The organism is Sphingomonas fuzhouensis (assembly GCF_034659795.1).
Taxonomy (GTDB): Bacteria; Pseudomonadota; Alphaproteobacteria; order Sphingomonadales; family Sphingomonadaceae; genus Sphingomonas; species Sphingomonas fuzhouensis.
Genome location: NZ_JAXSQY010000003.1, coordinates 285332 through 306835, shown reverse-complemented (window position 1 = coordinate 306835; position 21504 = coordinate 285332). Strand labels below are relative to the sequence as shown.

23 protein-coding genes are annotated in these 21504 nt (G+C 67.2%); 4 read left to right on the top strand and 19 right to left on the bottom strand.

The annotated features are described in order from the left end of the window. Nucleotides 1–106 precede the first annotated feature (106 nt). A complete protein-coding gene (locus U1H82_RS09680) occupies nucleotides 107–880 on the top strand; it encodes a precorrin-2 dehydrogenase/sirohydrochlorin ferrochelatase family protein (RefSeq protein ID WP_322964719.1) in 774 nt (257 codons plus the stop codon). Next, nucleotides 877–1830: a zinc transporter ZntB gene (locus tag U1H82_RS09675; protein WP_322964718.1), complete on the top strand. Its 954-nt coding sequence runs from the start codon at nucleotides 877–879 to the stop codon at nucleotides 1828–1830. The genes U1H82_RS09680 and U1H82_RS09675 overlap by 4 nt, the downstream gene beginning before the upstream one ends. A gap of 7 nt (nucleotides 1831–1837) precedes the next feature. On the opposite strand, the gene U1H82_RS09670 is transcribed toward U1H82_RS09675, so the two are convergent. The 18 genes from U1H82_RS09670 to U1H82_RS09585 form a co-directional block, all read right to left on the bottom strand. Then, the gene (locus U1H82_RS09670; RefSeq protein ID WP_322964717.1) at nucleotides 1838–2254 is read right to left on the bottom strand and encodes a flagellar export chaperone FliS; all 417 of its coding nucleotides are present in this window, start codon (nucleotides 2252–2254) and stop codon (nucleotides 1838–1840) included. A 1-nt stretch (nucleotide 2255) separates the two neighbouring features. Then, the gene (gene fliD, locus U1H82_RS09665) at nucleotides 2256–3746 is read right to left on the bottom strand and encodes a flagellar filament capping protein FliD (protein ID WP_322964716.1); all 1491 of its coding nucleotides are present in this window, start codon (nucleotides 3744–3746) and stop codon (nucleotides 2256–2258) included. A gap of 85 nt (nucleotides 3747–3831) precedes the next feature. Then, a complete protein-coding gene (gene flhB, locus U1H82_RS09660; RefSeq protein ID WP_322964715.1) occupies nucleotides 3832–4959 on the bottom strand; it encodes a flagellar biosynthesis protein FlhB in 1128 nt (375 codons plus the stop codon). Beyond that, nucleotides 4959–5732 carry a flagellar biosynthetic protein FliR gene (gene fliR / locus U1H82_RS09655; protein WP_322964714.1) on the bottom strand — a complete coding sequence of 258 codons (774 nt, stop codon included), beginning with the start codon at nucleotides 5730–5732 and terminating at the stop codon, nucleotides 4959–4961. Before fliR ends, flhB begins: the two co-directional genes overlap by 1 nt. A gap of 1 nt (nucleotide 5733) precedes the next feature. Further along, nucleotides 5734–6003 carry a flagellar biosynthesis protein FliQ gene (gene fliQ / locus U1H82_RS09650; RefSeq protein WP_322964713.1) on the bottom strand — a complete coding sequence of 90 codons (270 nt, stop codon included), beginning with the start codon at nucleotides 6001–6003 and terminating at the stop codon, nucleotides 5734–5736. A 236-nt stretch (nucleotides 6004–6239) separates the two neighbouring features. Further along, complete coding sequence (fliP, locus tag U1H82_RS09645) at nucleotides 6240–7121, bottom strand: flagellar type III secretion system pore protein FliP (RefSeq protein ID WP_322964712.1); 882 nt, start codon at nucleotides 7119–7121, stop codon at nucleotides 6240–6242. After that, on the bottom strand, nucleotides 7118–7468 hold the full coding sequence (locus tag U1H82_RS09640; RefSeq protein WP_322964711.1) for a flagellar biosynthetic protein FliO: 351 nt from the start codon (nucleotides 7466–7468) through the stop codon (nucleotides 7118–7120). Before U1H82_RS09640 ends, fliP begins: the two co-directional genes overlap by 4 nt. A 7-nt stretch (nucleotides 7469–7475) precedes the next feature. Beyond that, nucleotides 7476–7766 (bottom strand): flagellar motor switch protein FliN, encoded by a 291-nt coding sequence (fliN, locus tag U1H82_RS09635; protein WP_042487397.1) that lies wholly within the window; start codon nucleotides 7764–7766, stop codon nucleotides 7476–7478. Next, nucleotides 7763–8740 carry a flagellar motor switch protein FliM gene (locus tag U1H82_RS09630; RefSeq protein ID WP_322964710.1) on the bottom strand — a complete coding sequence of 326 codons (978 nt, stop codon included), beginning with the start codon at nucleotides 8738–8740 and terminating at the stop codon, nucleotides 7763–7765. The genes fliN and U1H82_RS09630 overlap by 4 nt, the downstream gene beginning before the upstream one ends. A gap of 3 nt (nucleotides 8741–8743) precedes the next feature. Beyond that, nucleotides 8744–9436 carry a flagellar basal body-associated FliL family protein gene (locus tag U1H82_RS09625; protein ID WP_322964709.1) on the bottom strand — a complete coding sequence of 231 codons (693 nt, stop codon included), beginning with the start codon at nucleotides 9434–9436 and terminating at the stop codon, nucleotides 8744–8746. Between the two features lie 10 nt (nucleotides 9437–9446). Next, nucleotides 9447–10811: a flagellar hook-length control protein FliK gene (locus U1H82_RS09620; protein WP_322964708.1), complete on the bottom strand. Its 1365-nt coding sequence runs from the start codon at nucleotides 10809–10811 to the stop codon at nucleotides 9447–9449. A gap of 10 nt (nucleotides 10812–10821) precedes the next feature. Next, entirely contained in the window at nucleotides 10822–11259 is a 438-nt protein-coding gene (locus U1H82_RS09615) for a hypothetical protein (RefSeq protein WP_322964707.1), read from the bottom strand. 22 nt (nucleotides 11260–11281) lie between these two features. Continuing rightward, nucleotides 11282–12619 carry a FliI/YscN family ATPase gene (locus U1H82_RS09610; RefSeq protein WP_322964706.1) on the bottom strand — a complete coding sequence of 446 codons (1338 nt, stop codon included), beginning with the start codon at nucleotides 12617–12619 and terminating at the stop codon, nucleotides 11282–11284. Next, nucleotides 12613–13410: a FliH/SctL family protein gene (locus tag U1H82_RS09605; protein WP_322964705.1), complete on the bottom strand. Its 798-nt coding sequence runs from the start codon at nucleotides 13408–13410 to the stop codon at nucleotides 12613–12615. The genes U1H82_RS09610 and U1H82_RS09605 overlap by 7 nt, the downstream gene beginning before the upstream one ends. Beyond that, nucleotides 13403–14416 (bottom strand): flagellar motor switch protein FliG, encoded by a 1014-nt coding sequence (gene fliG / locus U1H82_RS09600; protein ID WP_322964704.1) that lies wholly within the window; start codon nucleotides 14414–14416, stop codon nucleotides 13403–13405. Before fliG ends, U1H82_RS09605 begins: the two co-directional genes overlap by 8 nt. Then, entirely contained in the window at nucleotides 14416–16233 is a 1818-nt protein-coding gene (fliF, locus tag U1H82_RS09595) for a flagellar basal-body MS-ring/collar protein FliF (protein ID WP_322964703.1), read from the bottom strand. Before fliF ends, fliG begins: the two co-directional genes overlap by 1 nt. A gap of 1 nt (nucleotide 16234) precedes the next feature. Further along, on the bottom strand, nucleotides 16235–16609 hold the full coding sequence (fliE, locus tag U1H82_RS09590) for a flagellar hook-basal body complex protein FliE (RefSeq protein ID WP_322964702.1): 375 nt from the start codon (nucleotides 16607–16609) through the stop codon (nucleotides 16235–16237). Next, entirely contained in the window at nucleotides 16606–17889 is a 1284-nt protein-coding gene (locus U1H82_RS09585) for a sigma-54 interaction domain-containing protein (protein WP_322964701.1), read from the bottom strand. Before U1H82_RS09585 ends, fliE begins: the two co-directional genes overlap by 4 nt. Nucleotides 17890–18175: 286 nt before the next feature. On the opposite strand from U1H82_RS09585, the gene U1H82_RS09580 reads away from it, so the two are divergent. Together U1H82_RS09580 and U1H82_RS09575 are read left to right on the top strand one after the other, a co-directional pair. Beyond that, a complete protein-coding gene (locus tag U1H82_RS09580) occupies nucleotides 18176–19030 on the top strand; it encodes a flagellin N-terminal helical domain-containing protein (RefSeq protein WP_322964700.1) in 855 nt (284 codons plus the stop codon). A 213-nt stretch (nucleotides 19031–19243) separates the two neighbouring features. Further along, the gene (locus U1H82_RS09575) at nucleotides 19244–20086 is read left to right on the top strand and encodes a flagellin N-terminal helical domain-containing protein (RefSeq protein ID WP_322964699.1); all 843 of its coding nucleotides are present in this window, start codon (nucleotides 19244–19246) and stop codon (nucleotides 20084–20086) included. A gap of 134 nt (nucleotides 20087–20220) precedes the next feature. Here U1H82_RS09575 and U1H82_RS09570 read toward each other — a convergent pair whose 3' ends face one another. Further along, nucleotides 20221–21447: an ABC transporter permease gene (locus tag U1H82_RS09570; RefSeq protein ID WP_322964698.1), complete on the bottom strand. Its 1227-nt coding sequence runs from the start codon at nucleotides 21445–21447 to the stop codon at nucleotides 20221–20223. Nucleotides 21448–21504 lie beyond the last annotated feature (57 nt).

Here is a 21504-nt window from a genome sequence, read left to right as displayed (position 1 = left end):
TGACGGAGGGGTGTCACCGGTCGGGAGGGTGTATTTCCTCTCCGGCGGTGACACCCCTCCACCAGCTTCGCTGGTCCCCCTCCCCTTACAGGGGAGGAAAGGGGAGGTGAGTCTCGCCAGCCTGCCTTTGTTCGTCCGGCTGAACGGCCGCCCGGTCATTCTGGTCGGCGACGGCGAACCCGCGGACGCCAAGCGCCGCCTGCTCGACCGCGCGGGCGCGCAGGTCGTTGGCGAGGATGCGCAGGCCGCACTGGCCATCGTCGCGATCGAAGATGAGGACGAAGCCCAGGCCGCCATCGCGCGGCTGAAGGCGCGCGGGGTGCTGGTCAACGCGGTCGACCGCCCGGCGGCGTGCGACTTCACCCTGCCCGCCATCGTCGAGCGCGGGCCGGTGATCGTTGCGATCGGCACCGGCGGTGTGTCGGCGGGGCTGGCGGCGGCGTTGCGCCAGCGGTTGGAGACGTTGCTACCCGCCGGTCTCGGCACGTTGGCCGAGGGGCTTTACGCAGCCCGTAGCGCCTTGCGCGCGCGCTTTCCCGATGGGGCGGAGCGGCGACGCGCGATCGGGGCGGCGCTGTCGCCCGGTGGCGCGCTCGATCCGTTGGCGGGGAAGACCGATGTCGCGGGCTGGCTCTCGCAGACCGAGCGTCCGGCGGCCAAGGTCGACTCGTTCGTTCTCACCTCGACCGATCCCGACGACCTGACCCTGCGCCAGGCGCGCGCGCTGGCGGCGGCCGACCGGGTCTATCACCGTGCCGACGTGCCGTCCGCGATCCTCGACCGTGCGCGTGCCGATGCGGTGCGGATCGAAAGCGATGCGCTGCCCGCCGATCCGGGCGAGGGGCAGATCGTCGACCTCGCCATGGGCCGCGGTGCATGACCGGTTTCGCCTATCGCATCGATGGCGGACAGGCCGAGGCGATTCCGATCCGCGAGGCGGTGTCGACGCAAGGGCGGCTGGTCTGGACCCATCTGGAAACCAATGACGCGGTGGCGCAGCGCTGGCTGGGCGAGTCTGCGCATATCGGCGCCTATGTCGTCGATGCGCTGACCGCGACCGAGACGCGCCCCCGGTGCGAGGCGGTGGGCGAGGGGGCGTTCCTGAACCTGCGCGGACGGAGCAGCGCGCCGCTCGACGGATCGGACATGCTCGCCTCGGTGCGAATCTGGGCGGTGAAGGGGCGCGTCTATTCGGTCACGCGCCGCCCGCTGCTGGCGGTCGATACGGTGCGCCAATGCGTCGAGCGTGGCGAGGTGAAGGACCCCGGCGACCTTATCACCGCCTTCGCCACCGCGATCACCAGCGATCTCGACCCCGATGTCGCGGGCCTGGGCGATGATCTGGACGATTGCGAGGAGCAACTGGACGAACGCCGCGTCTTCCAGCTTCGCCGCACGGTCAGCCGGGTGCGCGTCGCCGCGATCGGCTATCGCCGCTTCCTCGCGCCCCAGCGGGCGGCGCTGGAGAAGCTGGCGGCGCTTCCCGGCGACTGGCTGGCCGATGACGACCGGCTGCATCTGTCCGCCGCCGCCGACCGCGCCGCGCGCATGGCCGAGGAACTGGAATCGATCCGCGAACGCTCGGCGCTGATCCACGAGACGCTGACCGACCTGCGCGCCGAACAGATCGACAATCGCGCGCTGGTCATCTCGATCGTCGCGATGGTCTTCCTGCCGCTGACCTTCATCACCGGACTGTACGGGATGAACGTCAAGAACCTGCCCTATGCCGAAGAGCCCTGGGCGTTCGATGCGATCCTGGGCGCCTGCGCGCTGATTTCGGCCGGGATCGTCATCTACTTCGTCCAGCGGCACTGGTTCCGCCGGTAAGGCCGGATCAGTTCTTCGGCGCGGCGTTCATCTTGCGCACGGTTTCCCATGCCTCGGCGATGTCGGCGATGCTCGTGGCGACGTTGCGGAAGATCTGCGCATCCTGACCCAGCGAGGCGTCGACGATCTGCTTGCGCGCGCCGCCATAGAGCTTGGCGAAGGTGATCGACATGTCACCGCCATTGTCGAAATCCAGACCCGCCTCCAGCGCGAACAGGATCGCGGTGGCGCGCGTCACCCGCTCGCTCTTGCGCGCGAGCTGGCCATGTTCGGTCGCCCAGGCGGCCGAGCGGAGCGCGGAGATCAGTTCCTCATAGAGCAGCTGCACCAGCGCGGGGCCGTCGGCCATGGCGGTGCGGCCGACCACGTCGATCTGGCGATAGACGGCGGCGGGATCGGTCAGGAAGGCCGAGGCATAGGTCATATCAGTTGCTCTTCGTCCACATCTTGACCTGCTGATCCATGAAGCTTTGTACCGATTTATACGCCGTGACGCGGCTGTTCATGGCCGAGAAACGCGCGGTCATCGCGTCGCTGGCCCGTTCGCGATTGTCCGACAGGCGGCTTTGCTGGTCCGCCAGATCCTTCTGCGATTCCGTCAGATTGTTGTACGACGCGGTCAGGCCGTACACGCTGCTGGTCGCCGACATCTGAACGCTGTTCATCCGCGCCGACAGACCGATCAGATTATCGCTGCTGGACTGAAACATCTTTTCGACCACGTCGGGATAGGCCGACAGCGTCTTGGCCAACAGCGTCTGGTCGACGGTGAGCGTGCCGTCCTTCTCGGTCTTCACGCCCAGATCGGCCAGCGTCTTCGGCCCCAGATCGACATCGTCGCCGGGCACCAGCTTGGTCGTCGTCAGCGTGCGCATCGTCTGCGCCAGCGACCGCGCGGCCGGATCGCTGCGCAGATCGCCGGTGATCGGGTCGATCGCCTTGTTCAGGGCGGTCATGTTGTCGTTGAAGGTCGACACGAAGTTGGAAACGACGGTGCTGAGCGCCGATGTCGGGCTGGAGCCGGTCAAGGACAGCGGCTTGGACGACACCGCCGACAGGGTCATCGTCACGCCGGATACCAGATCGTTGACGGTATTGGTCGAACGCTCGACGGTGACGCCGTCCATCGTGATGCTGGCATTGGCTGCGTTCGTCGATGTGGTCGTGCCACTGGCACCATTGCCGACGTTCAGCCGGGCAAGGCCCGCCGTATCGCCCTCGGTCGCGGTGATGGTGAAGCTGTTGTCCTTGCCGCTGGCCCCGGTGAAGGAGAGGAAGGCCTTGCCGTTGGCATCGGTGATGACCGACGCCTTGATCCCGGTATTGGCGGCGTTGATCTTGGCCGCGAGCAGGTCGGGCGTCGAATCATCGGCGCTGAACGACACCGAGACGGCATCCTTCGACCCCACCTTGATCGACAGGCTGCCGGTGCCCAGCGAGTCGCTTTTGGAAAAGGAGGACTTGGTCGACGAGACCTGGGCACTCGCCAGCGCGTTGATGGTGATCGACTTGGACATGCCCGACAGCTTGGCCCCGGCCGCCGTCGTCACGCTCATCGTCGAGGGGTCGGAACTGGTCGCCTGGGTGGCAAGCGTCCCTCCGCTGGCCAGCGAGGCCAGCGCCGAGGCGAAATCGGTGATCGCGCTCTTGATCGACGATACGTCCGAAATCTGCGCGGTCAGCGTGTCCGACTGGGCTTTCAGCGCGGCGGTCTTGGCGGCGAACTGCGCCTCGATCAGAGAGGGGACGAGGGTCGAGAGATCGACGCCCGAACCCGTCTGCAACGAATTGAACAGCGCCTGGGCGGCGGTCTTGGTCGCGTTCTGCGTCGCGCTGCCCGAGGTTGTCGAGCTGGAGGAGGACGAGGAGGTGCTCGTCGTGGTGTTCGACGATGTACTCGAGGAAACGGTGGTCATCGACGATACTCCGGCGCGCGCTCACCCTGTGTAACGGCCGCCGCCTGCGGGGATTTAGGCGGATGCGACGAATAAAGGACGGTCATCATGGCTGGGCCACGCCGTTTTCGTCGAAGCGCGCGGTGACCGGCACGTCGACCGGCGGCTGCGACGTACCGCCGGCCCCCGCATTGAGGCCGAAGACGAAGGCGAGGACGACGGCGATCGCCTGATACAGGTCGGCGCGCACCTCCTGGCCCTCGCGGCTGGTATAATAGACGGCGCGGGCGAGCTGGGGATATTCCAGCACCGGGGTCTCCAGCTCGGCGGCCAGTTCGCGGATGGCGAGCGCGGTCGCGCCGCGTCCCTTGGCGACCACCACCGGCACCTCGTCCTGCCCCCGGTCGTACCGCAGGGCGACGGCGAAATGGGTCGGATTGGTCAGGATGACATGCGCCTCCATCACCGCCGCGCGGACCGCCCGGCGCGACATCTCGCGCTGCTTGCCGCGGATATGCGCCTTGGCCTCGGGGTTGCCTTCGCTTTCCTTGTGCTCGTCCTTGACCTCCTGCTTGGTCATCTTGAGCTTGGAGAGCAGCTGGACGATCTGGATCGGCACGTCGAACCCGGCGATCAGCACCAGGCCGAAGCCCATGACCAGCAGGATCGAGATGAAGGTGCCGCCCAGCGAGCCGATCGCGCTGTTCAAATCGGATTGCGCCAGCCCCAAGGTGGTGCGCGACGATTTCCACAGCATATAGGCGCCGATCACGCCGAGCAGCACGATCTTGACCAGCGACTTGCCCAGCTCGGTCCAGCCCTGCATCCCGAAGATGCGCTTCAGGCCCGAGGCGGGGTTCAACTTGGACGGCTTGGGCGCGATCGCCTTCGGGTTGAACTGGAGCGAGCCCAGGCCCGCCTGCGACGCGATGGTCGCGACGATGGTCACCGCGAACAGCGAGGCGAGCGAGGGCAGCAGCTTCCACCCCGCCTCCATCAGCGGACGAAAGGGTTCGAAATCCTCGACATCGGCATGGGTGAACTGAAAGCTCGTCGCCATCACCGCCTTGCACGCACCCAGCAGGGTGGGCCCCGCAAACATCAGCCAGGCGATACCCGCCATCATCACCAGGGCCGCCGCCAGATCGCGGCTGCGCAGGATCTGCCCATCCTCGCGCGCCTTTTGGCGGCGCTTTTGGGTTGGGGCTTCTGTTTTATCGCCGCCCTCCGACATCAGCCGATCACCAGCGTTTCGGTGGCGGCCAGTGCCTCGCGGATGATGACGAGCATATAGTCGCCCATCGCCGGGAAGGCGACGGCGATGGTGATGACGCCGATGGTCAGCGCGGCGGGCATGCCTACCGACAACAGGTTGAGCGAGGGCGCGGCGCGGCCCATCATGCCCATGACGAGGTTCAGGCAGAGCAGCAGGAAACCGACCGGCAGCGCCAGCAGCAGTCCGGCCAGAAAGGCATAGCCGCCGAACAGCGCGATCGCCTTGAACTGCGCCGGAGCCATCCAGGCCTGGCCGGGCGGCAGCGCCTCATAGCTTTTTACGATCGTCTCGACGAGGACGAGGTGCCCGTCGACCGACAGGAACAACAGCGTCAGCATGACGGTGAAGAACTGGCCCAGCGCCTGGCTCGACCGGCCGTTGAGCGGATCGATCGTCGTGGCGAAGTTGAGTCCCATCGACCCGCCGATCAGTTCGCTGGCGACCAGCGGCGCGGTAAAGGCGATCTGCAGGATCAGGCCCAGCGCCAGGCCGATGATCGCCTCGGCGGCGACCGACAGGATGGTGGGGACCGAGAAGATGACGGGCGGCGGCACGACCGGATGGGCGGCCTGGACCAGAAAGGCGATCGAACCCGCCAGGGCGACGCGCACGGGCAGGGGGATCGACACCGCGCCGAACACGGGCGCGGTGATGAAGGCGGCCCCGATGCGGATCATCAGGAACAGGATCGCCCAAGCCTGCGGCTCGATCGAGAGGCCGAAGCCGAGCATCCTATTTTACGAGATCCGGGATGCGTTCGAACATGCTGACCATGAAGTCGCTGAGCAGCCCGACGATCAGGCTGCCGAAGATCAGGATCGAGACGGCGACGACGATCAGCTTGGGGACGAACGACAGGGTCTGTTCGTTGATCGAGGTCGCGGCCTGGATCATGCCGATGACCAGGCCCGATACGAGCACCGGCAGCAGGATCGGCGTGGCGGCGAGCGCCAGCACCCACATGCTCTGGTTGGCCAGCGTCAGGAAATATTGGGCGTCCATGATGCTCGTGTGCTTCCGTGGGGAGAGGGATTCCCGTGAGCGGCTTATGTGGCGAAAATGGTTAACGAAGGCCTGCTGCGCGGTGCCGGAGCGCGATCCATTCCTCCCCTGGAAGGGGAGGTGGCGCGCGTAGCGCGTCGGAGGGGTGTTACCCTCTCGATGGCGCGACACCCCTCCGTCAGGCCTTCGGCCTGCCACCTCCCCTTACAGGGGAGGAATGCTGGCCGCCCCGCCCGCTACGTCGCGAAACTGTTCGCCAGGCTGCCCATGGTCAGCGCCCAGCCATCGACCAGCACGAACAGCAGCAGCTTGAACGGCAGCGAGATGATCGACGGCGACAACATCATCATGCCCAGCGCCATCAGCACGGTGGCGACCACCAGGTCGATGACGATGAAGGGCAGGAAGATCAGGAAGCCGATCTGGAACGCGGTCTTCAGTTCCGAGGTGACGAAGGCGGGCAGCAGCACGGCATAGGGAATGTCGTTGGGGCTGGCATAGGGGCCGGACTTCGCCATCTCGGCGAACATCGTCACGTCCTTCACCCGCGTCTGCTTGGCCATGAAGGCATGGAGCGGAGCGCCGGCGGCCTTGATCATCTCAGTGCCGGGCAGGCGGCCTTGCGCATAGGGCTCGATCGCGTTCGCGTTGATCTGGCTGATCGTGGGCGCCATGATGAACAGCGACAGGAAGACCGACAGGCCGATCAGCACCTGGTTGGGCGGCGTCTGTTGCAGGCCCAGCGCCTGGCGCAGGATGGCCAGCACGATGACGATCCGGGTAAAGCTGGTCATCATCAGGATGATGCCCGGCAGGATCGTCAGCAGGCCCATGATGATGAGGACCTGGAGCGACAGGCTCAGCGAACCCGAGCCGCCATTATTGCCGCCGCCCAGCTGGCCGAGCGCGCGGTTGACCGCGTCGCCGACACCGGGGGCCGGGGCCGCGGCGGGAGCGGCGGCAGGCGTGGCCTGCGCAAAGGCGGGCATCGCGATGACCAGCGCCAGCAGCAGCGCGAGGACGATCCACAGTGGCTTCAGGCTGCGCTTCGGCCCGCTTTGGCCATGGGCGCGGATCAGCGCGGGGCCGGTGCCCCGGCGGGTCACGGAAATGCTCATTGGTCGAACGTCTTGGGCGCGAAGCGCGACACGAAATCGGCGCGGCGCGGGGTGGTCGGTGGGACGGGCCCCGGCGTTACCGGTGCGGTGCCCTTACCCTCGACCTTGTCGACCAGCTGGACGCCGCCGCGCCCGACCGAGACGAGCAGGTTGCGCCCCTCGAACTCGATGACCGCCAGGCGCAGGCCGGGCGAGATCATCATCGTCTCGCGGACATGGATCAGCCGCGTCGCGGGGCGACCCGGCATCCGGCTTTCCAGACGACGCCAGAGGTAGAGGCAACCGATCATCAGGCCGCAGATCAGCGGCAGCAGCACGGCCAGTTTCAGGACATAGGACCAGAGCATCGCCGGATCAGCCGCGCTTGTCGGGATTGACCAGCTCGGTCAGGCGCACGCCGAACCGATCGCCGACCGTCACCACCTCGCCGCGCCCGATCAGCGTGCCGTTGACCAGCACGTCGAGCAGTTCGTTGGCCTGACGGTCCAACTCGATCACGCTCGATTCGGACAACGCCAGCAGTTCGCGCAGCGACAGCTGGGTCGAGCCGATCTCCACGGTCAGCTTGACATCGACATCCTGGAGCAGCCGGAAATTGGCCGCGACCGATGTGTCGACGGGGAAGCCCCCGGCCATGTCGTTCATTCTTCGAATCCTTCGTGAGCGCGGGCCAGTCCTTCGATGGACCGGTTGAGCGAGGTAAGCTGGACGGCGGCGCGGCCATTGGCGGTGCCGACCGTGCCCATGCCGAGCAGGTCGCCGCCGACCATCACCGGTACTTCCGGGCCGAAACTGATCGGGATCACGTCACCGGTCTTCAGCTCCATCAGGCGGCTGAGCGAAATGACGGGCTCGGCCAGCACCGAACGAACCGGAAAGCGCACCGTCATCACCGCGCGGGTCAGGTCGCCGCGCCAGGCGGGGTCGACCTCGGCCTGCTTGTCGACGACCTTGCCGGTCAGGGCGGAGCCGTGCGGCTTCAACGCGCTGACGGGATAGAGGATGTCGATCATGGTCGGGCGGCGATCGCGTCCGGCGATACCGAAGCGGGTGACGATCATCGCATCGTCGCCCTCGATCCCCGCCAGCATGGCGGGCGAGGCTTCGGGGCGGCGGGCACGGAAGTCGATTCGCGCGAGCGATTCCCAGGCGCCGCGCAAGGGCACGGCCATCATGTCACCCAGCTGGGCCACCATCGCCTCGGCCGCGGGCGAGAATTCGGTGGGCAGGGGTTCGGGCACGCTGCCCGTGCCGCCGAACAGCAGGTCGATCAGCGACATGCTGAACGCACCGTCGATGATGATCAGCGCCTGGGCATCGGCGGTGGTGCCGTTGGGCGAGGTCATCTCCATCGGCATCCACGCGCTCAGGCCGTCGCCGCGCTCGGCCCGGTAATCGGCGAAGCGCTGGACGACCAGCGGCTCCGCCCAGCAGCGCAGCTCGTCGCGAAGCAAGGATTCGAACAGCCCCCGCAGCGTCCGCGCCAGGCGCGCGGACAGATGCTGCATCGTGTGCAGGTCGCCGAACGGATTGAGCTTGGTCGCGCCCAGCGCGCCATGATCGGCGGGCTGTTCGCGATTGCGCTCGCGGCGTTCAACCTGAGGGGCGGCGTTAACCATGCCTCACTGAACAACGAAATTGGTAAAGTAGACGTTAGCGATGCCCCCGAAACCCTCCTTTTGCCGCAAAATCTCGTTGATCGAGTCGACCAGCTTGCGTTGCAGCTGGCGCTTGCCCTCGCTGGAGAAGACCATCTCCTCGTTGGCGTCGCCCAGCGTCATCAGGATCGCCGAGCGGACCGCCAGGTCGTTGGTCTTCAGATTGTTGATGACCGTGTCGTCATAGGGGGTCGAAACGGCCAGCCCCACCTGGATGATATGCACCGAGTCGCGCATGTTCGAGGTGAAGTCCTTGGGCAGCTCATAATAGTTGGACGCATAGCGTTCGCCGCCATCGCCCACCGGGGTCGGCATGCCCTTGTTTTCCTTGGCTTCACCGCCGCCTTCGCCGTGACCGCCCTCGCCGCCACCTTCGCCGCCGCCATGGCCGCCTTCGCCGCCTTCACCCTCGGCACCGGCGCGCTTCTGCTCGGACTTCGGGACCAGCTTGGGGCCGGGATGCTTGGCCTCGGCCTCGGCCTCGCCATTGTCTTCCTTGGCATGGCCGCCGCCGATCAGGCCGGAATTGGCCGCATACAGCCCGGCCCCCACGCCCCCGCCCAGCAGGACGAGCACGCCGACCACCATCACGATGATCTTGCCCAGCTTGCCCTTCTTCTTGGGCGCCTTTTCGTCGGTTTCCTTCGCGTCACTCATGGTTCAATCCTCAGGCGATTCGGGTGGAGGCGGCGGCGGAATCTCCGGCGTCGCTGGAAGCGGTGGTGCTGTTGAAAGCCGGGCGGGTGGGCAGCACGGGATCGGGGCGGCGCGGTGGCGCCTGTCGATCGCCGCCCGCGCCGGACTGGCCCAGATCGACCGCCGTCTGGCCCAGCCGCATGCCCTTGTCCTCGGCCAGACGCGCCAGCGTCGGCTGGGCATCGGCGAGCATGGTCGCGGTCTGCGCCTGATCGGCGGTGAAGTGGATATGGGTCGTGCCGCCTTCCTGGCTGACCTTCACCGCAATGCCGCCGAGCGCGTCGGGCGACAGCTGGATGCGGGTATCGGCGGTGGCGGCGTCTTCGCGCATCCGGTCGATCCGGTCGATCATGTCTTGCGGCCAATGCGCCTGCGTCATGTCGAGCGGGGCCTGCTCCGCCCCCGATGTCGCGGTCACCGGCATCGCGGTCAGCGAATCGGCGCGGGTCAGCGTCGCGGGATCGACCGACAGCGCGGCCTCGTCCTTGCGGCGATCCGTGCGTGAGTCGCCGCCGCTCTGCTCGCTGCGCAGCGAAAGGCCGAACAGCTGGGCGGCGGATGCGGTCTGGCCTGGCTGCATCGTCGGGGCAGGGGCCTCGGCGGGCAGGGGCGCGACGACCGGCGCGGACGCGCTCGTCGCGGTAAAGCGGCTGGGTATGTCCTGCCGCCTCGGTGCGGACGCTGCGCCATCGGATGACAGGGTGACGGGTGCGGTGTCGACCGGCGTCGTCGATGCGGATGCGTCGGCGCGGCTGGCGAGCGGGACGGCCGTGCTGGTGTCGCGAGCGGTCGTGGTGGCTTGCGCAGCGGCGGGGATGGCCAGTGGAACGTCCGAACCCGTGTCGCCAGTGGTCGCAGCCGTCATGGCGGGCGGGACCGGCATCGTCCCCTTCGTCGAATCGGGCGTGGCCGTCGTCGTCAGGGTCGCGGAGCTGGTTGTTGCGGACGTGCGAGCGTCGGGCAGGGTCGGCATTGCCGCCAGAAGCGTGGTGATCGGTGCGGCCGACGCGCCCGTCGTCGTGACCGGTGCCGCAACGGGTTCGGGCTGGGCAAGCGGCAGGGTCGGAATCGCGAACGGCATCCCCGGCAAGGCGACGGCATCGCTCGGCAACTCCTTGCCGTCCTTTTCCGTCGTGCTGCCGTCCTCGCCCGCGCCGTCGTCCTTCGTCTTGGACTGGCCATCGCCGGTGCCCGTGGCGGTCGTATCCGCCGCGCCCGGCATCATGGCGAAGAGCATCGCGAAGGCGGAGGCCATGGGATCGCCCGCGCCGGCCCCTGCTGCCGAGCGGGCAGAGGCGGTGCCGGAGGGCGTGGTCGAGGAGATGGAAGACATCATGACACGTCTGTCAGCAAGGATCGTGCCGATTGCGCCGACCACCGCCGCTGGCCGGCATATCCTCCAGCGCGCGCATTTCCGCGCGGATCGCGGCGATCCGCGCGCGGTCGATCAGCTTTTCGACGGCGGTCTGGTCGCGCTTGGCGGACTTGGTCTGTTCGTTCGCCTGGGCGGCACGCTGCTCGGCGGCGTGGACGCGCGCGGTCGCGGCATCGGCCGATTCGAGCAGCCGGTGGCGGAAATGCGCATTCGCCATCAGCGACGCCGCCGATGCGGTCGCCGCCGGGGTCGGCGACACCGCCTCGATCAGCTGGCCGATGCGTTGGGACAGCTGGTGCTCGGTCGCGACACGCTCCTGCGCGCGCGCTTCCTCGGCCAGGGTCAAATTGAGTTGCAACGTGCGGACCCGGTGAAGCCGGGCCAGCATCGTCTGTTGCCGGGATGCCATTCATGTCCCCCCTTGGAACGGGTCAGCCCAGCGGCTGACCGAAAATGCCCACCAGTTCCTCGACCGCATTGTCGAGCGGCACGACCTCGTCGGCGTCCTGCCGGATATATTCCATCACCGCCGGGTGGCAGGCGATGGCGGCGTCGATCGCGGCATCCGCGCCCGCGCGATACGCGCCCATCAGGACGAGATCGCGATTCTCCTCATAGGTCGCCAAATGACGGCGCAGCGTCCGCGCCGCCTGCGCATGCGGGCGGCCGACAATGTCGGTCATCACGCGGCTGACCGAGGGGCCGATGTCGATCGCCGGATAGACGCCGCGCTCGGCCAGATGGCGGTTGAGCACGATATGCCCGTCCAGGATCGAGCGCGCCGAGTCGACCACCGGATCATTGCCGTCGTCGCCGTCCGCCAGCACCGTATAGATGGCGGTGATCGATCCGGTCCCATGTGCATCGGCACCCGCCCGCTCGATCAGATTGGGCAGCATCGCGATGGCGGACGGCGGATAGCCGCGCGCCGAGGCTGGTTCACCCAGCGCCAGCCCGATCTCGCGCCCTGCATGGGCCACGCGGGTCAGCGAATCCATGATGAGCAGGACCTTCTTGCCCTCGGCGCGGAACGCTTCGGCAATGGCGGTGGCGCGCAAGGCCCCGCGGATACGCAGCACCGGCGAGTGGTTGGCGGGCACCGCGACCACGACCGAGCGTGCCCGCGCCGCGCCCGCGACCTTGGTTTCCAGGAAGTCGGCGACTTCGCGACTACGCTCGCCGATCAGGCCGATGACGATGACATCGGCGCGTGCCGCGCGGACCATCATGCCCAGCAGCACCGACTTGCCGACGCCCGACCCCGCCATGATGCCGACGCGCTGGCCCTGGCCGATGGTGAGAAGCCCGTTGATCGCGCGCACGCCGACATCGAGCGGCTCCAGCACACGACCCCGGTCGAGCGGCGACTGCATCTTGCCCGCCAGCGGCCAGTGGCTCGCACCGCGGATGGGGCCGAGGCCGTCGATCGGCTTGCCCGAACCGTCGACCACGCGGCCGAGCATGGCCTCGCCCACTTCCGCCTCACCCGGAGGGCCAAGCGGGCGCACCGGCGCGCGCGGGAGCAGGGGGGCAGGGCCGCCCAGATTCATCATCAGCGTGCGGCCGTTGCGGAAACCGATCACCTCGGCCTCGACGCAGTGGCCGTCCTTTTCTCCGATCGCGCAGACCGTGCCGACCGGCAGCGACAGGCCGACGGCCTCCATGAGCAGACCGTCATAGGAGGCGAGCCGCCCCGCCACCATGGGACGCGGCGCGAAATCCGCCTGGGCCAGCGTTTCCAGATAATCGGTCGTGAAACGGTTCAGCATTGGGGAACGGGCACCTTGTCGATCGCGGCGGCGAGCTGGTCGAGCCACAGCGAGGGACCGTCCTCGATGATGGTCGAGGCGCTTTCGAGGACGAAGCCGCCGCGCTCCACATTCGGATCGCCGACGGGGAAGACGGTTTGCGGCAGGCGCTCGGTCAGCAGCGCGACATCGTCCGGATGGACGCGCAGCATCGCGGCTTCCTTGGCATCGGACAGCAGGTCGATCGCCGCCTCGATCCGGCCGGTCAGCCGATCGGCATCGACGCCGATCTCGCCCACCAGCTTGCCGACCAGCATCAGCACGGTCTGGCGTAGCTGTTCGGCCATCGCCTGGCGATCGATACGCGCGGACAGGGCCTCGGTGATCGACGTGACCATCTGGCCGTCGCGCGCTTCGGCCTCGGCCTGTGCCTGGAACTGCCGGGCGGCCGCAGCCAGCCCTTCGGCATAGCCCTCGGCATGGCCGGAGGCGTGCGCGGCGGTGATCGGATCGACCGCCGGTTCGGCGACATCCTCGCACGCGGCAAAGGGGTCCCAGCCCTGGGTCGGATCGTGATCGCGGCTTGCGGGGTGGAAATGACGTGGGTGGCCGGGTGCGGCGTCGTCGGCCGCCGTCGCGCCCAGGCCGCCGGTCGGCGCCTGGGGGCGAAACGAGATCGGCCCCGATCCCAGGTCGATATTGAGACCCGGCACGCCCGATGGCGCAAAGCCACCCGGCGGCGCAAAGGCCTGTTGCAGTGCTGCCGCTGCGGCGTTCTGCCGGGCGGAGAAGCCAGCGACGAAATCAGACATAATCGTCCTCGCCTCCGCCCATCATGATGGTGCCTTCCTTGGCGAGGTTGCGGGCGGTGGTGATCATCGCCTTCTGCGCTTCGAGCACTTCGGACAGCTTCATGGGGCCGCGCGATTCGATCTCGTCGCGGATACCGGCCGCCGCACGCGCCGACATGCAGCCCAGGAAGCGTTCGCGTGCGCTCTCTTCCGCGCCCTTGAGCGCGCGGGTGAGGACTTCGCCATCGACATTGCGGATGAGCGTGCCGAGATTCTTGTCGTCCATGTCGAGCAGATTGTCGAAGATGAACAGCGCTTCCTCGATCTGCTTGGCGACGTCGCGGTCGATCTTGAACAGCTTGGGCATGACCCGCTGCTCGGTCGCCTTGCGGGCGCTCGACAGGATCTTGGCCGCCTCGCGCGAACCGCCCATCGCCAGACCCTGGCCGCTGCTGCCGCCTTCGCTCCAGCGCTTGAGCACGCCGTTCAGCGTCTCGATCGCCTGCGGCGTCACCGGACCCAGCCGGGCGACACGGTGCAGGATGTCGGGCTGCATCGCATCGGGCAGCGATTCCAGCACCTTGCCTGCAACGGCGGGATCGCAATTGGCGATCAGGACCGCGCCGATCTGCGGATGTTCCTTCTCGACGATCTTGGCGATGTCGGAAGGGTCGAGCCAGCCGAGCATCTCGATCTCGCACTGCGCCTCGGTGGGCACGATACGCGACAGCACGCTGCCGGCACGTTCGGGACCGAGCGCGCGGTTCATCAGATTCTCGACCATCGGCTTGGGCTGGAACGCGATCGAGGAGCGGGCGCGGGCGCAGCCGACGAAATCGTCGAGCACGAAGCCGACATCCTGCTCGCTGACATCGGCGATCGAATACATCGCCTTGCCCAGTTCGCGGACCTCGTCCGGGTCCAGCTTCTGCAGGATGGCGGCGGCCTCTTCCTCACCGACCAGCATCATCAGGACGGCGGCGCGTTCGACTCCGGAATAGACGCGCCCCTCTTCGGCGGTGGCCATTATTGCTGCGCCTCCGAGCGGATCATGTCGCGCACCGCAAGTGCGGCGCGGCCCGGATTGTCACGGGTGAAGCCGCGCACCTTGGTGATCCGTTCGTTGAAATTGTTGGTGTCTTCGATCTCGTCGAGCGTCACGGCGGGTGCCTGGCTGCCGATCATGCCGGGCATGGGCTGACCATCCGCGCCGACCCACATGGGCTGGCCATCGGCACCGATCCGCACGGGCTGGCCGTCCGGGCCGATCACCGGCTGGCCGTCCGCGCCCATCAGGACATTGCCCACGCCTTCGCCCGCCCCGTCGGCGGCCCCCATGGGCAGCGCCTTGGCCGCGTCGGCTGCGTCCTTCTTCTTCGACATCGCCTTCACCAGCGGACGCACGCCCAGCAGCAGGACGAGGAGCGCGATGACCAGCGCCGTCGCATTGCGCGCGACGATGGGCAGCCAGCTATTGTCGTACCAGGCACGCTTCTCGTCGACGCCTGTATCGGCGAACTTGCGGCTGATGACGGTGACATTGTCGTTGCGCTGCTGATCGAAGCCGACCGCCGACTTCACCAGGTCGGAAATCTGGGTGATCTCCATCTGGCTGCGCTTGCCGGTGGCGGGGTCGCGCAGCAGGACGGCGACGGTCAGCCGCTTGATCGAACCCGGCGCGGCGCGGGTCACCGACACTTCCTTGTTCAGGTCATAGGCGCGCTGGAAGGCGTCGGACTGCTTTTCCGGGTTCAGGCCCGGACCACCGGCAACCGGCTTGCCATCGGCGGGCGGCGCACCGCTCGCACCATTGGCGGCCTGCGGCTGTTGCAGCGTGCTGGCGGGCGGCGGCGTGTTGGACAGCGCGCCGGGAATGCCGCCGGGGGTGGTCGGGTCCTTCTGGTTGCCGGTCCAGTTGCCGGTTTCGGCGCGCAGCGCCCCGTCCTTGTCATAGCGTTCGCGGGTCGCGCTGGTTTCGTCCAGATTGACCTCGGTCTGCACCTCGGCGGTGAAGTTGCCCGCGCCGACCAGCGGGGTCAGCAGCTGGATCAGCTGGGTGCGGTACTTCTCCTCCAGGCGGCGCTGGAATTCGATGCGGCGATCGTCGCCGTTCGCGCCCTCGGCACCCTTTTTGGACAGCAGGCCGCCCATCTGGTCGACCACGGTCACGTCCTCGGGCTTCATGCCGGGCACCGACGAGGCGACGAGGTTGACGATCGACTGGACCTGCGATTCCGACAGCGAGCGCCCGGCATTGAGCTTCAGCACCACCGAGGCGGAGGGCGAGGACTTGTCGCGGATGAAGGGCGAGGCATCGGGCGTGGCGAGGTGCACGCGCGCCTCTGCCACCGCGTCGATCTCCTCGATCGAGCGCGCCAGTTCGCTCTCGCGCGCCTGGCGAAGGCGTTCGCCCTCGACCGCGCGGCTGACGCCCATCGGCAACTGGTCGAGGATGGCGTAACCGCCGGGTGCCTGTTTGGGGAGCCCTTGGCCCGCCAGCAGCATTCGCGCCCTGGAATAATCCTCTTCGTTGACGGTCAGCGCGCCGGTGCCGTCGTTGATCTTGCTCTTGATGTTCGCGGCCGACAGCGCGGTCGTCACCGCCTGCTTGTCCGCGTCCGACAGATTGTCGAACAGCGTCTTTTGCGGCGGGCTGGACAGCGCCATCCAGGCGAGCGCGGCGGCGGCGACCAGTCCGATCAGCAGCGCCATGGGCGCGGAGCGACGGACGGCGGGCTGTGCCATCACCGATTTGATCTGGCGAAGCGGGTTGGCGAACTTTTCCGGCAAAGGCGGCAGGGCCGGTGCGGGATTGGTCGATGCGGGGGTGAGGGCAGTGCTCATCTTACACCGGCATGCTCATGATGTCCTTATAGGCGGACAGGAGTTTGTTACGGACTTGCAAGGTCGCCTCGAACCCGACCGATGCCTGCTGGCGGGCCATCATCACTTTCGCGATGTCGACGGTTTCACCACGTTCATAGGATTCGGACAGGCGGGCGGCCTGCTGCTGGCCTTCGTTCACGCCCTTCAGCGCGGACTCCAGCGTATCGGCAAAGCTGGTCGGCGACGCGACCGGCTGAGTCTGGGCGGCCTGTGCCGCTTGGGTGGCACCGGCCTGGCTTGCCGCCTTGAGCGCTTGATTGCGTTCCAGGATCTGGGCGCGGAGCGCCATCACCCGGTCGACGCTCATTGCGCCGCCGACACCGCCGACGCTCATGCCATCACGGCCCGGCTAGACGGGCGGATGATCTCTTCACCCTGTTCGCGCGCCTTGGCGAGACGGTAGCGCAGGGTGCGCTCCGAAATGCCGAGGCGCTTGGCGGTCTCGACCCGGTTGCCGCCGCAGGCTGCCAGCATCTCGCGGATCGCGGCGAACTCGCTCATCTGCACGACCTTGCCGAGCGTCGCTTCCGCGGTCGTCACGGTCAGCGGCTCGTCGTCCAGGTCGTTGGCGATCATCGGACGGTCGAACACGATATGCTCGGGCTCGATCGTCGCGCCACCGGCAAAGAGCAGCGCGCGCTGGATGACGTTTTCCAGCTCGCGGACATTGCCGGGCCAGTTGTGCTTGGCGAGCTTGTCGATCGCCATCGCGCTCGGCCACGGAATGACGGTGCGGCCGGCGGCGTGGCGCAGGATCATCGTCGCGGCGAGCGCGGGGATGTCCAGGCGACGCTCGGCCAGCGCCTTGGTGGTCAGCGGGAAGACCGACAGGCGATAGTACAAGTCGGCGCGGAACCGGCCCGCCGCCACTTCGGCCTGAAGATCGCGGTTGGCGCAGGCGATGACGCGGACATCGACCGACTGCGGCATCGACGCGCCGAGCGGGATCACCTCGCGCTCCTGCAGCACGCGGAGCAGCTTGGCCTGGAGCTGGAGCGGCATCTCGGCAATCTCGTCGAGGAGCAGCGTGCCGCCATCGGCCGCGCGGAAGAAGCCTTCGCCCGCCTGCGCCGCGCCGGTGAACGCGCCCTTCTGGTGACCGAAGAGCAACGCCTCCAGCATCGATTCGGGCAGGGCCGCACAGTTGATCGCGACGAACGGCTTGTTGGTGCGGGCCGATTGCGCATGGATGGCGCGGGCGACGACTTCCTTGCCGGTGCCGGTCGGGCCGTTGATGAGGACGGTGATGTCCGACTGGGCGACCCGCTCGGCCAGCGTGAAGAGCGCCAGGCTCTCCGGGTCGGCGGCGGTCGGCATGGCCGATCCGGCCAGCAGCGCGCGGACGAAGCTGTTGCCCACGCCTGCTTCGGCGGAGGAATAGGTCACCGTCGCGGGATGGCCACCCAGTGCGGGGATGATGGCGGGGACCGGGCCGTCGGTGACGACGACGGTGCGCGCCGGATGCTCGATCACGTCGCCCTCGGTGACGAGGAACAGGTCGCCTGCCTGCGGGGCGGCGCCCTGCTCGGCAATGGCCATGCCCTGGGCCCGCAACCCGGAAATCAGCGCATATTTCTGCTTAACGAGCGCAGCGGAGGGATGAATCGACGACATGTGACGTGGAGTCCTTTCGTGACTCCGCAATGGGCCTTGTTTGGTAAAACCGTGGTTAATGCGGCAACGGCAGCGGCAAGTTTTTTCCGGGCGCGACGCGCGCCCGTATGTGAGCGGGCGTCGCCCGGCCGCGCGCGCGACCGTTCCGGCAATACCGGCAAGCGCTCCGGCAAAAATTTGCATGGCTTCGGCTAAAACCTGCCGGAAAGCGGCCGTTACTCCACTTGGCGGCTCGGTGGTCCAGAGGGGACACAGACGGATCGCCGAGCAGATTTGGAGACAACACATGACCGTTATTGCAAGCAATATCAGTGCTTTGCGTGCTACCTCGGCGTCGACCTCGGCCTCGCTGGCGCTCAGCACCTCGATGGAGCGTCTGTCGACCGGCCAGCGCATCAACTCGGCAAAGGACGACGCGGCCGGTCTGGCCATCGCCGGTTCGATGACTTCGCAGATCAAGGGCATGGCGCAGGGCATCCGCAACGCGAATGACGGCATCTCGATGGCGCAGACGGCGGAAGGTGCGCTGAACGAAGTCAGCAACATGCTGCAGCGGATGCGCGAACTGAAGGTCCAGTCGTCGAACGGCACCTATTCCGACGCGGATAAGGCAAACATCACCAACGAGCAGACGACGCTGGCCGCGCAGATCAAGTCGGTGGTGAACAATACCAAGTTCAACGGTAAGGCGCTTTTCAATGCTGCCTCAACTGTTTCGATCCAGACCGGCGCGACGACGAGCGACACGGTCAGCATCGGCCTGCGCGATCTGACCGCGACCTATGGCGCCGGTCCGCCCGTCGTTGGTTCGAAGCTGAATGTGATCGTCGACTTTGCCGCAGCGGATACCGCCGCACTGAAGTCGTCGGGTGATACTCTGGGCAGCTATGATGATGCGATCGCCGACGTGTCGTCGATCCGTGCAGGCTTGGGTGCGGTGCAGAACCGGCTTCAGTCGGCGGTCAACAGCGCGACCTCGAACATGACCAACCTGGCCGAAGCGCGCAGCCGCATTCAGGATACGGACTTTTCGGAAGAAACCACCGCGCTCGCCAAGGCGCAGATCCTGAGCCAGGCGTCCACCGCGATGCTGAGCCAGGCCAACCAGTCGCAGCAGGGCGTGCTGAAGCTCCTCGGCTAATCGCCCTGGGCGAGTGCCGACCGCGGTTTTCCCCTCGGTCGCGGAAGGTGGACCCCCCGATGCCTTATAATAAGGTGTCGGGGGGCTCCGCCCGAAAAAATGCGCCCATTTGACTTTTTTCTCTAAAGCACGGTTCCAAGCGGTCGTTACCCGTCTTGGCAGCTCGACCTTCGCCTTGGGGGCGGCGGAGAGCTCCGGCTTTGGAGAACGACCATGACGGTTATCGCCAGTAATATTTCGGCGTTACGCGCATCGAGCGCCAACGGCGCCGCATCGGAAGCGCTGAACGTATCGATGCAGCGCCTGTCCACCGGCAAGCGAATCAATTCCGCGAAGGACGACGCCGCAGGCCTCGCCATCGCTGCGTCGATGACCTCGCAGGTCCGCGGCATGAACCAGGGTATCCGCAACGCCAATGACGGCATCTCGATGGCGCAGACCGCCGAAGGTGCGCTGGACGAAGTGAGCAATATGCTCCAGCGGATGCGCGAACTGCAGGTTCAGAAGCTGAACGGCATCTATTCGACCAACGACAAGCTCAACATTGCCTCCGAGCAAAAGGCACTGGCGAATCAGGTGTCGAACATCCTGTTCAATACCCAGTTTAACGGCCAGAAGCTGTTGGACGGTACCGCTGGCGCATCCGGCGTTGTCTCCATTCAGGCTGGTGCCAACGTGAACGACGCGATCAAGATGACGTTCGGCGACTTGACCACCGATGCCGACATTACCAACGCGGTTGCGGTCAACTCGGATGGAAGCAGCGCGGATATTGCTTCGGGCGTCACGCTGGACAAGTTCGATAAAGCCATCGGCAAGGTCGCCAACACCCGTGCAGGCCTCGGTGCCACGCAGAACCGGCTCCAGTCGGCGGTCAACAACCTGACCTCGAACGTCACCAACCTGACGGATGCGCGCAGCCGCATCGAGGACACCGATTTCTCGGCGGAAACCACCGCGCTCGCCAAGGCTCAGATCCTGAGCCAAGCGTCGACCGCGATGTTGAGCCAGGCCAACCAGTCGCAGCAGGGCGTGCTCAAGCTGCTCGGCCAGTAATTCCCGGTTCCTGAGCGCCCCGGCACCGCGCCCCCACTCGGGTGGCGGGGCCGACCGGTCGCGAGATCCTCACGGACCGGTTCGCAGGACAAACCCCGGCGGCAGTCATGCCGCCGGGGTTTACTTGCGTCGACTCACTCGGCGCGCAACACCAGGGCAGGCGGGGTTCGCCCCGCACGCCAGGCGGGATAGAGGCTGGCCAGCACCGCCCCTGCCAGCACGCTCATGGCGATCACCGCCAGCTCGGTGTGCGAAATCCCGATCGGCAATGACAGGAACACGTCCCATTCGGCCTGCCGCGCCGGGGACAGATGGCGCACGGCCGCGACGATCGCGGCCCGCTGCGTCAGCAGGGCGGCGGCCAGCGACAGGCCGATCCCCGCCCCGATCAGCGCGATGATGCTCCCCACCGTGGCGAAGATGCGCATGATACTGCGCGAGGATACGCCCATCGTGCGCAGGATCGCGATCTCGCGCCGCTTGGCCCGCGCGAGCAGGGTCATCGACGACAGGATGTTGAACAGCGCGACCAGCGTGACCAGCCCGACCGCGATCGTCATGCCGATCTTTTCAGTGACGAGCGCGGCGAGCAGCGCGCGATTCGCCTGTTGCCAACTGGTGATCGGATAGCCCGGCCCCAATTGCCGCCGGATCGCCGCGGTCACCGCCGCTTCCCGATCGGCCGCGGTCAGCACCACCGCGATCCGGCGGGTGACGACCGAATTATCCTGCAGAATGGGCAGCGAATCGAGTGGGGCGAACAGCGTCACCTGGTCGCTGCTCGTGTCATCATCCGGGTAAAAGGCCGCGACGCGCGCCGGGGTCAGGTCGAGCGACAGGGTCTGATCGGGGCCGACACGGACTCGGCCGATCGCGATCCGGTCACCCGGAAACAGCCCCAGTTGCAGCGCGGCATTCTGGCCGATCGCCACGGCGCTGGTCGGGTCGGGGCTATGCGCCAGGGCCGAGCGCATCGTCGGCACGAGTCTATAGAGTGTCTGCGGGTCGCGGCCCTGGAGTTTGACGGGCGTGATCCGGCCGTCGATCGACAGCCCGGCGGTGATTTCGCGAATCGGCTCGGTACGCGCGACGCCGGGAATCCGGGCGATCACGGCGGCGACCTGCGCCTCGGTCAGCCTGGCGCCTGCGGGCACGGTGACGCTGAGATGCCCGTCGACCGGCGCGACGCTGTCGGCCAGCTTGGTCTGCGCGCCATTCATGACCGCGACGACCAGCACCAGTGCGGCGACGCCGATCATGACGCCGGTACAGCCGATCGCCGCGACGAGCAGCACCAGCCGCCCGCCCGCACCCGGCCACAGATAGCGCGCGATCAGATGGCGTTCATGGCGTGCGAACATGGGCTCCCCCGGTCAATCGGGGAAGCGCTTAGAGCAAGTTGGGGCGATCGGGAAAGC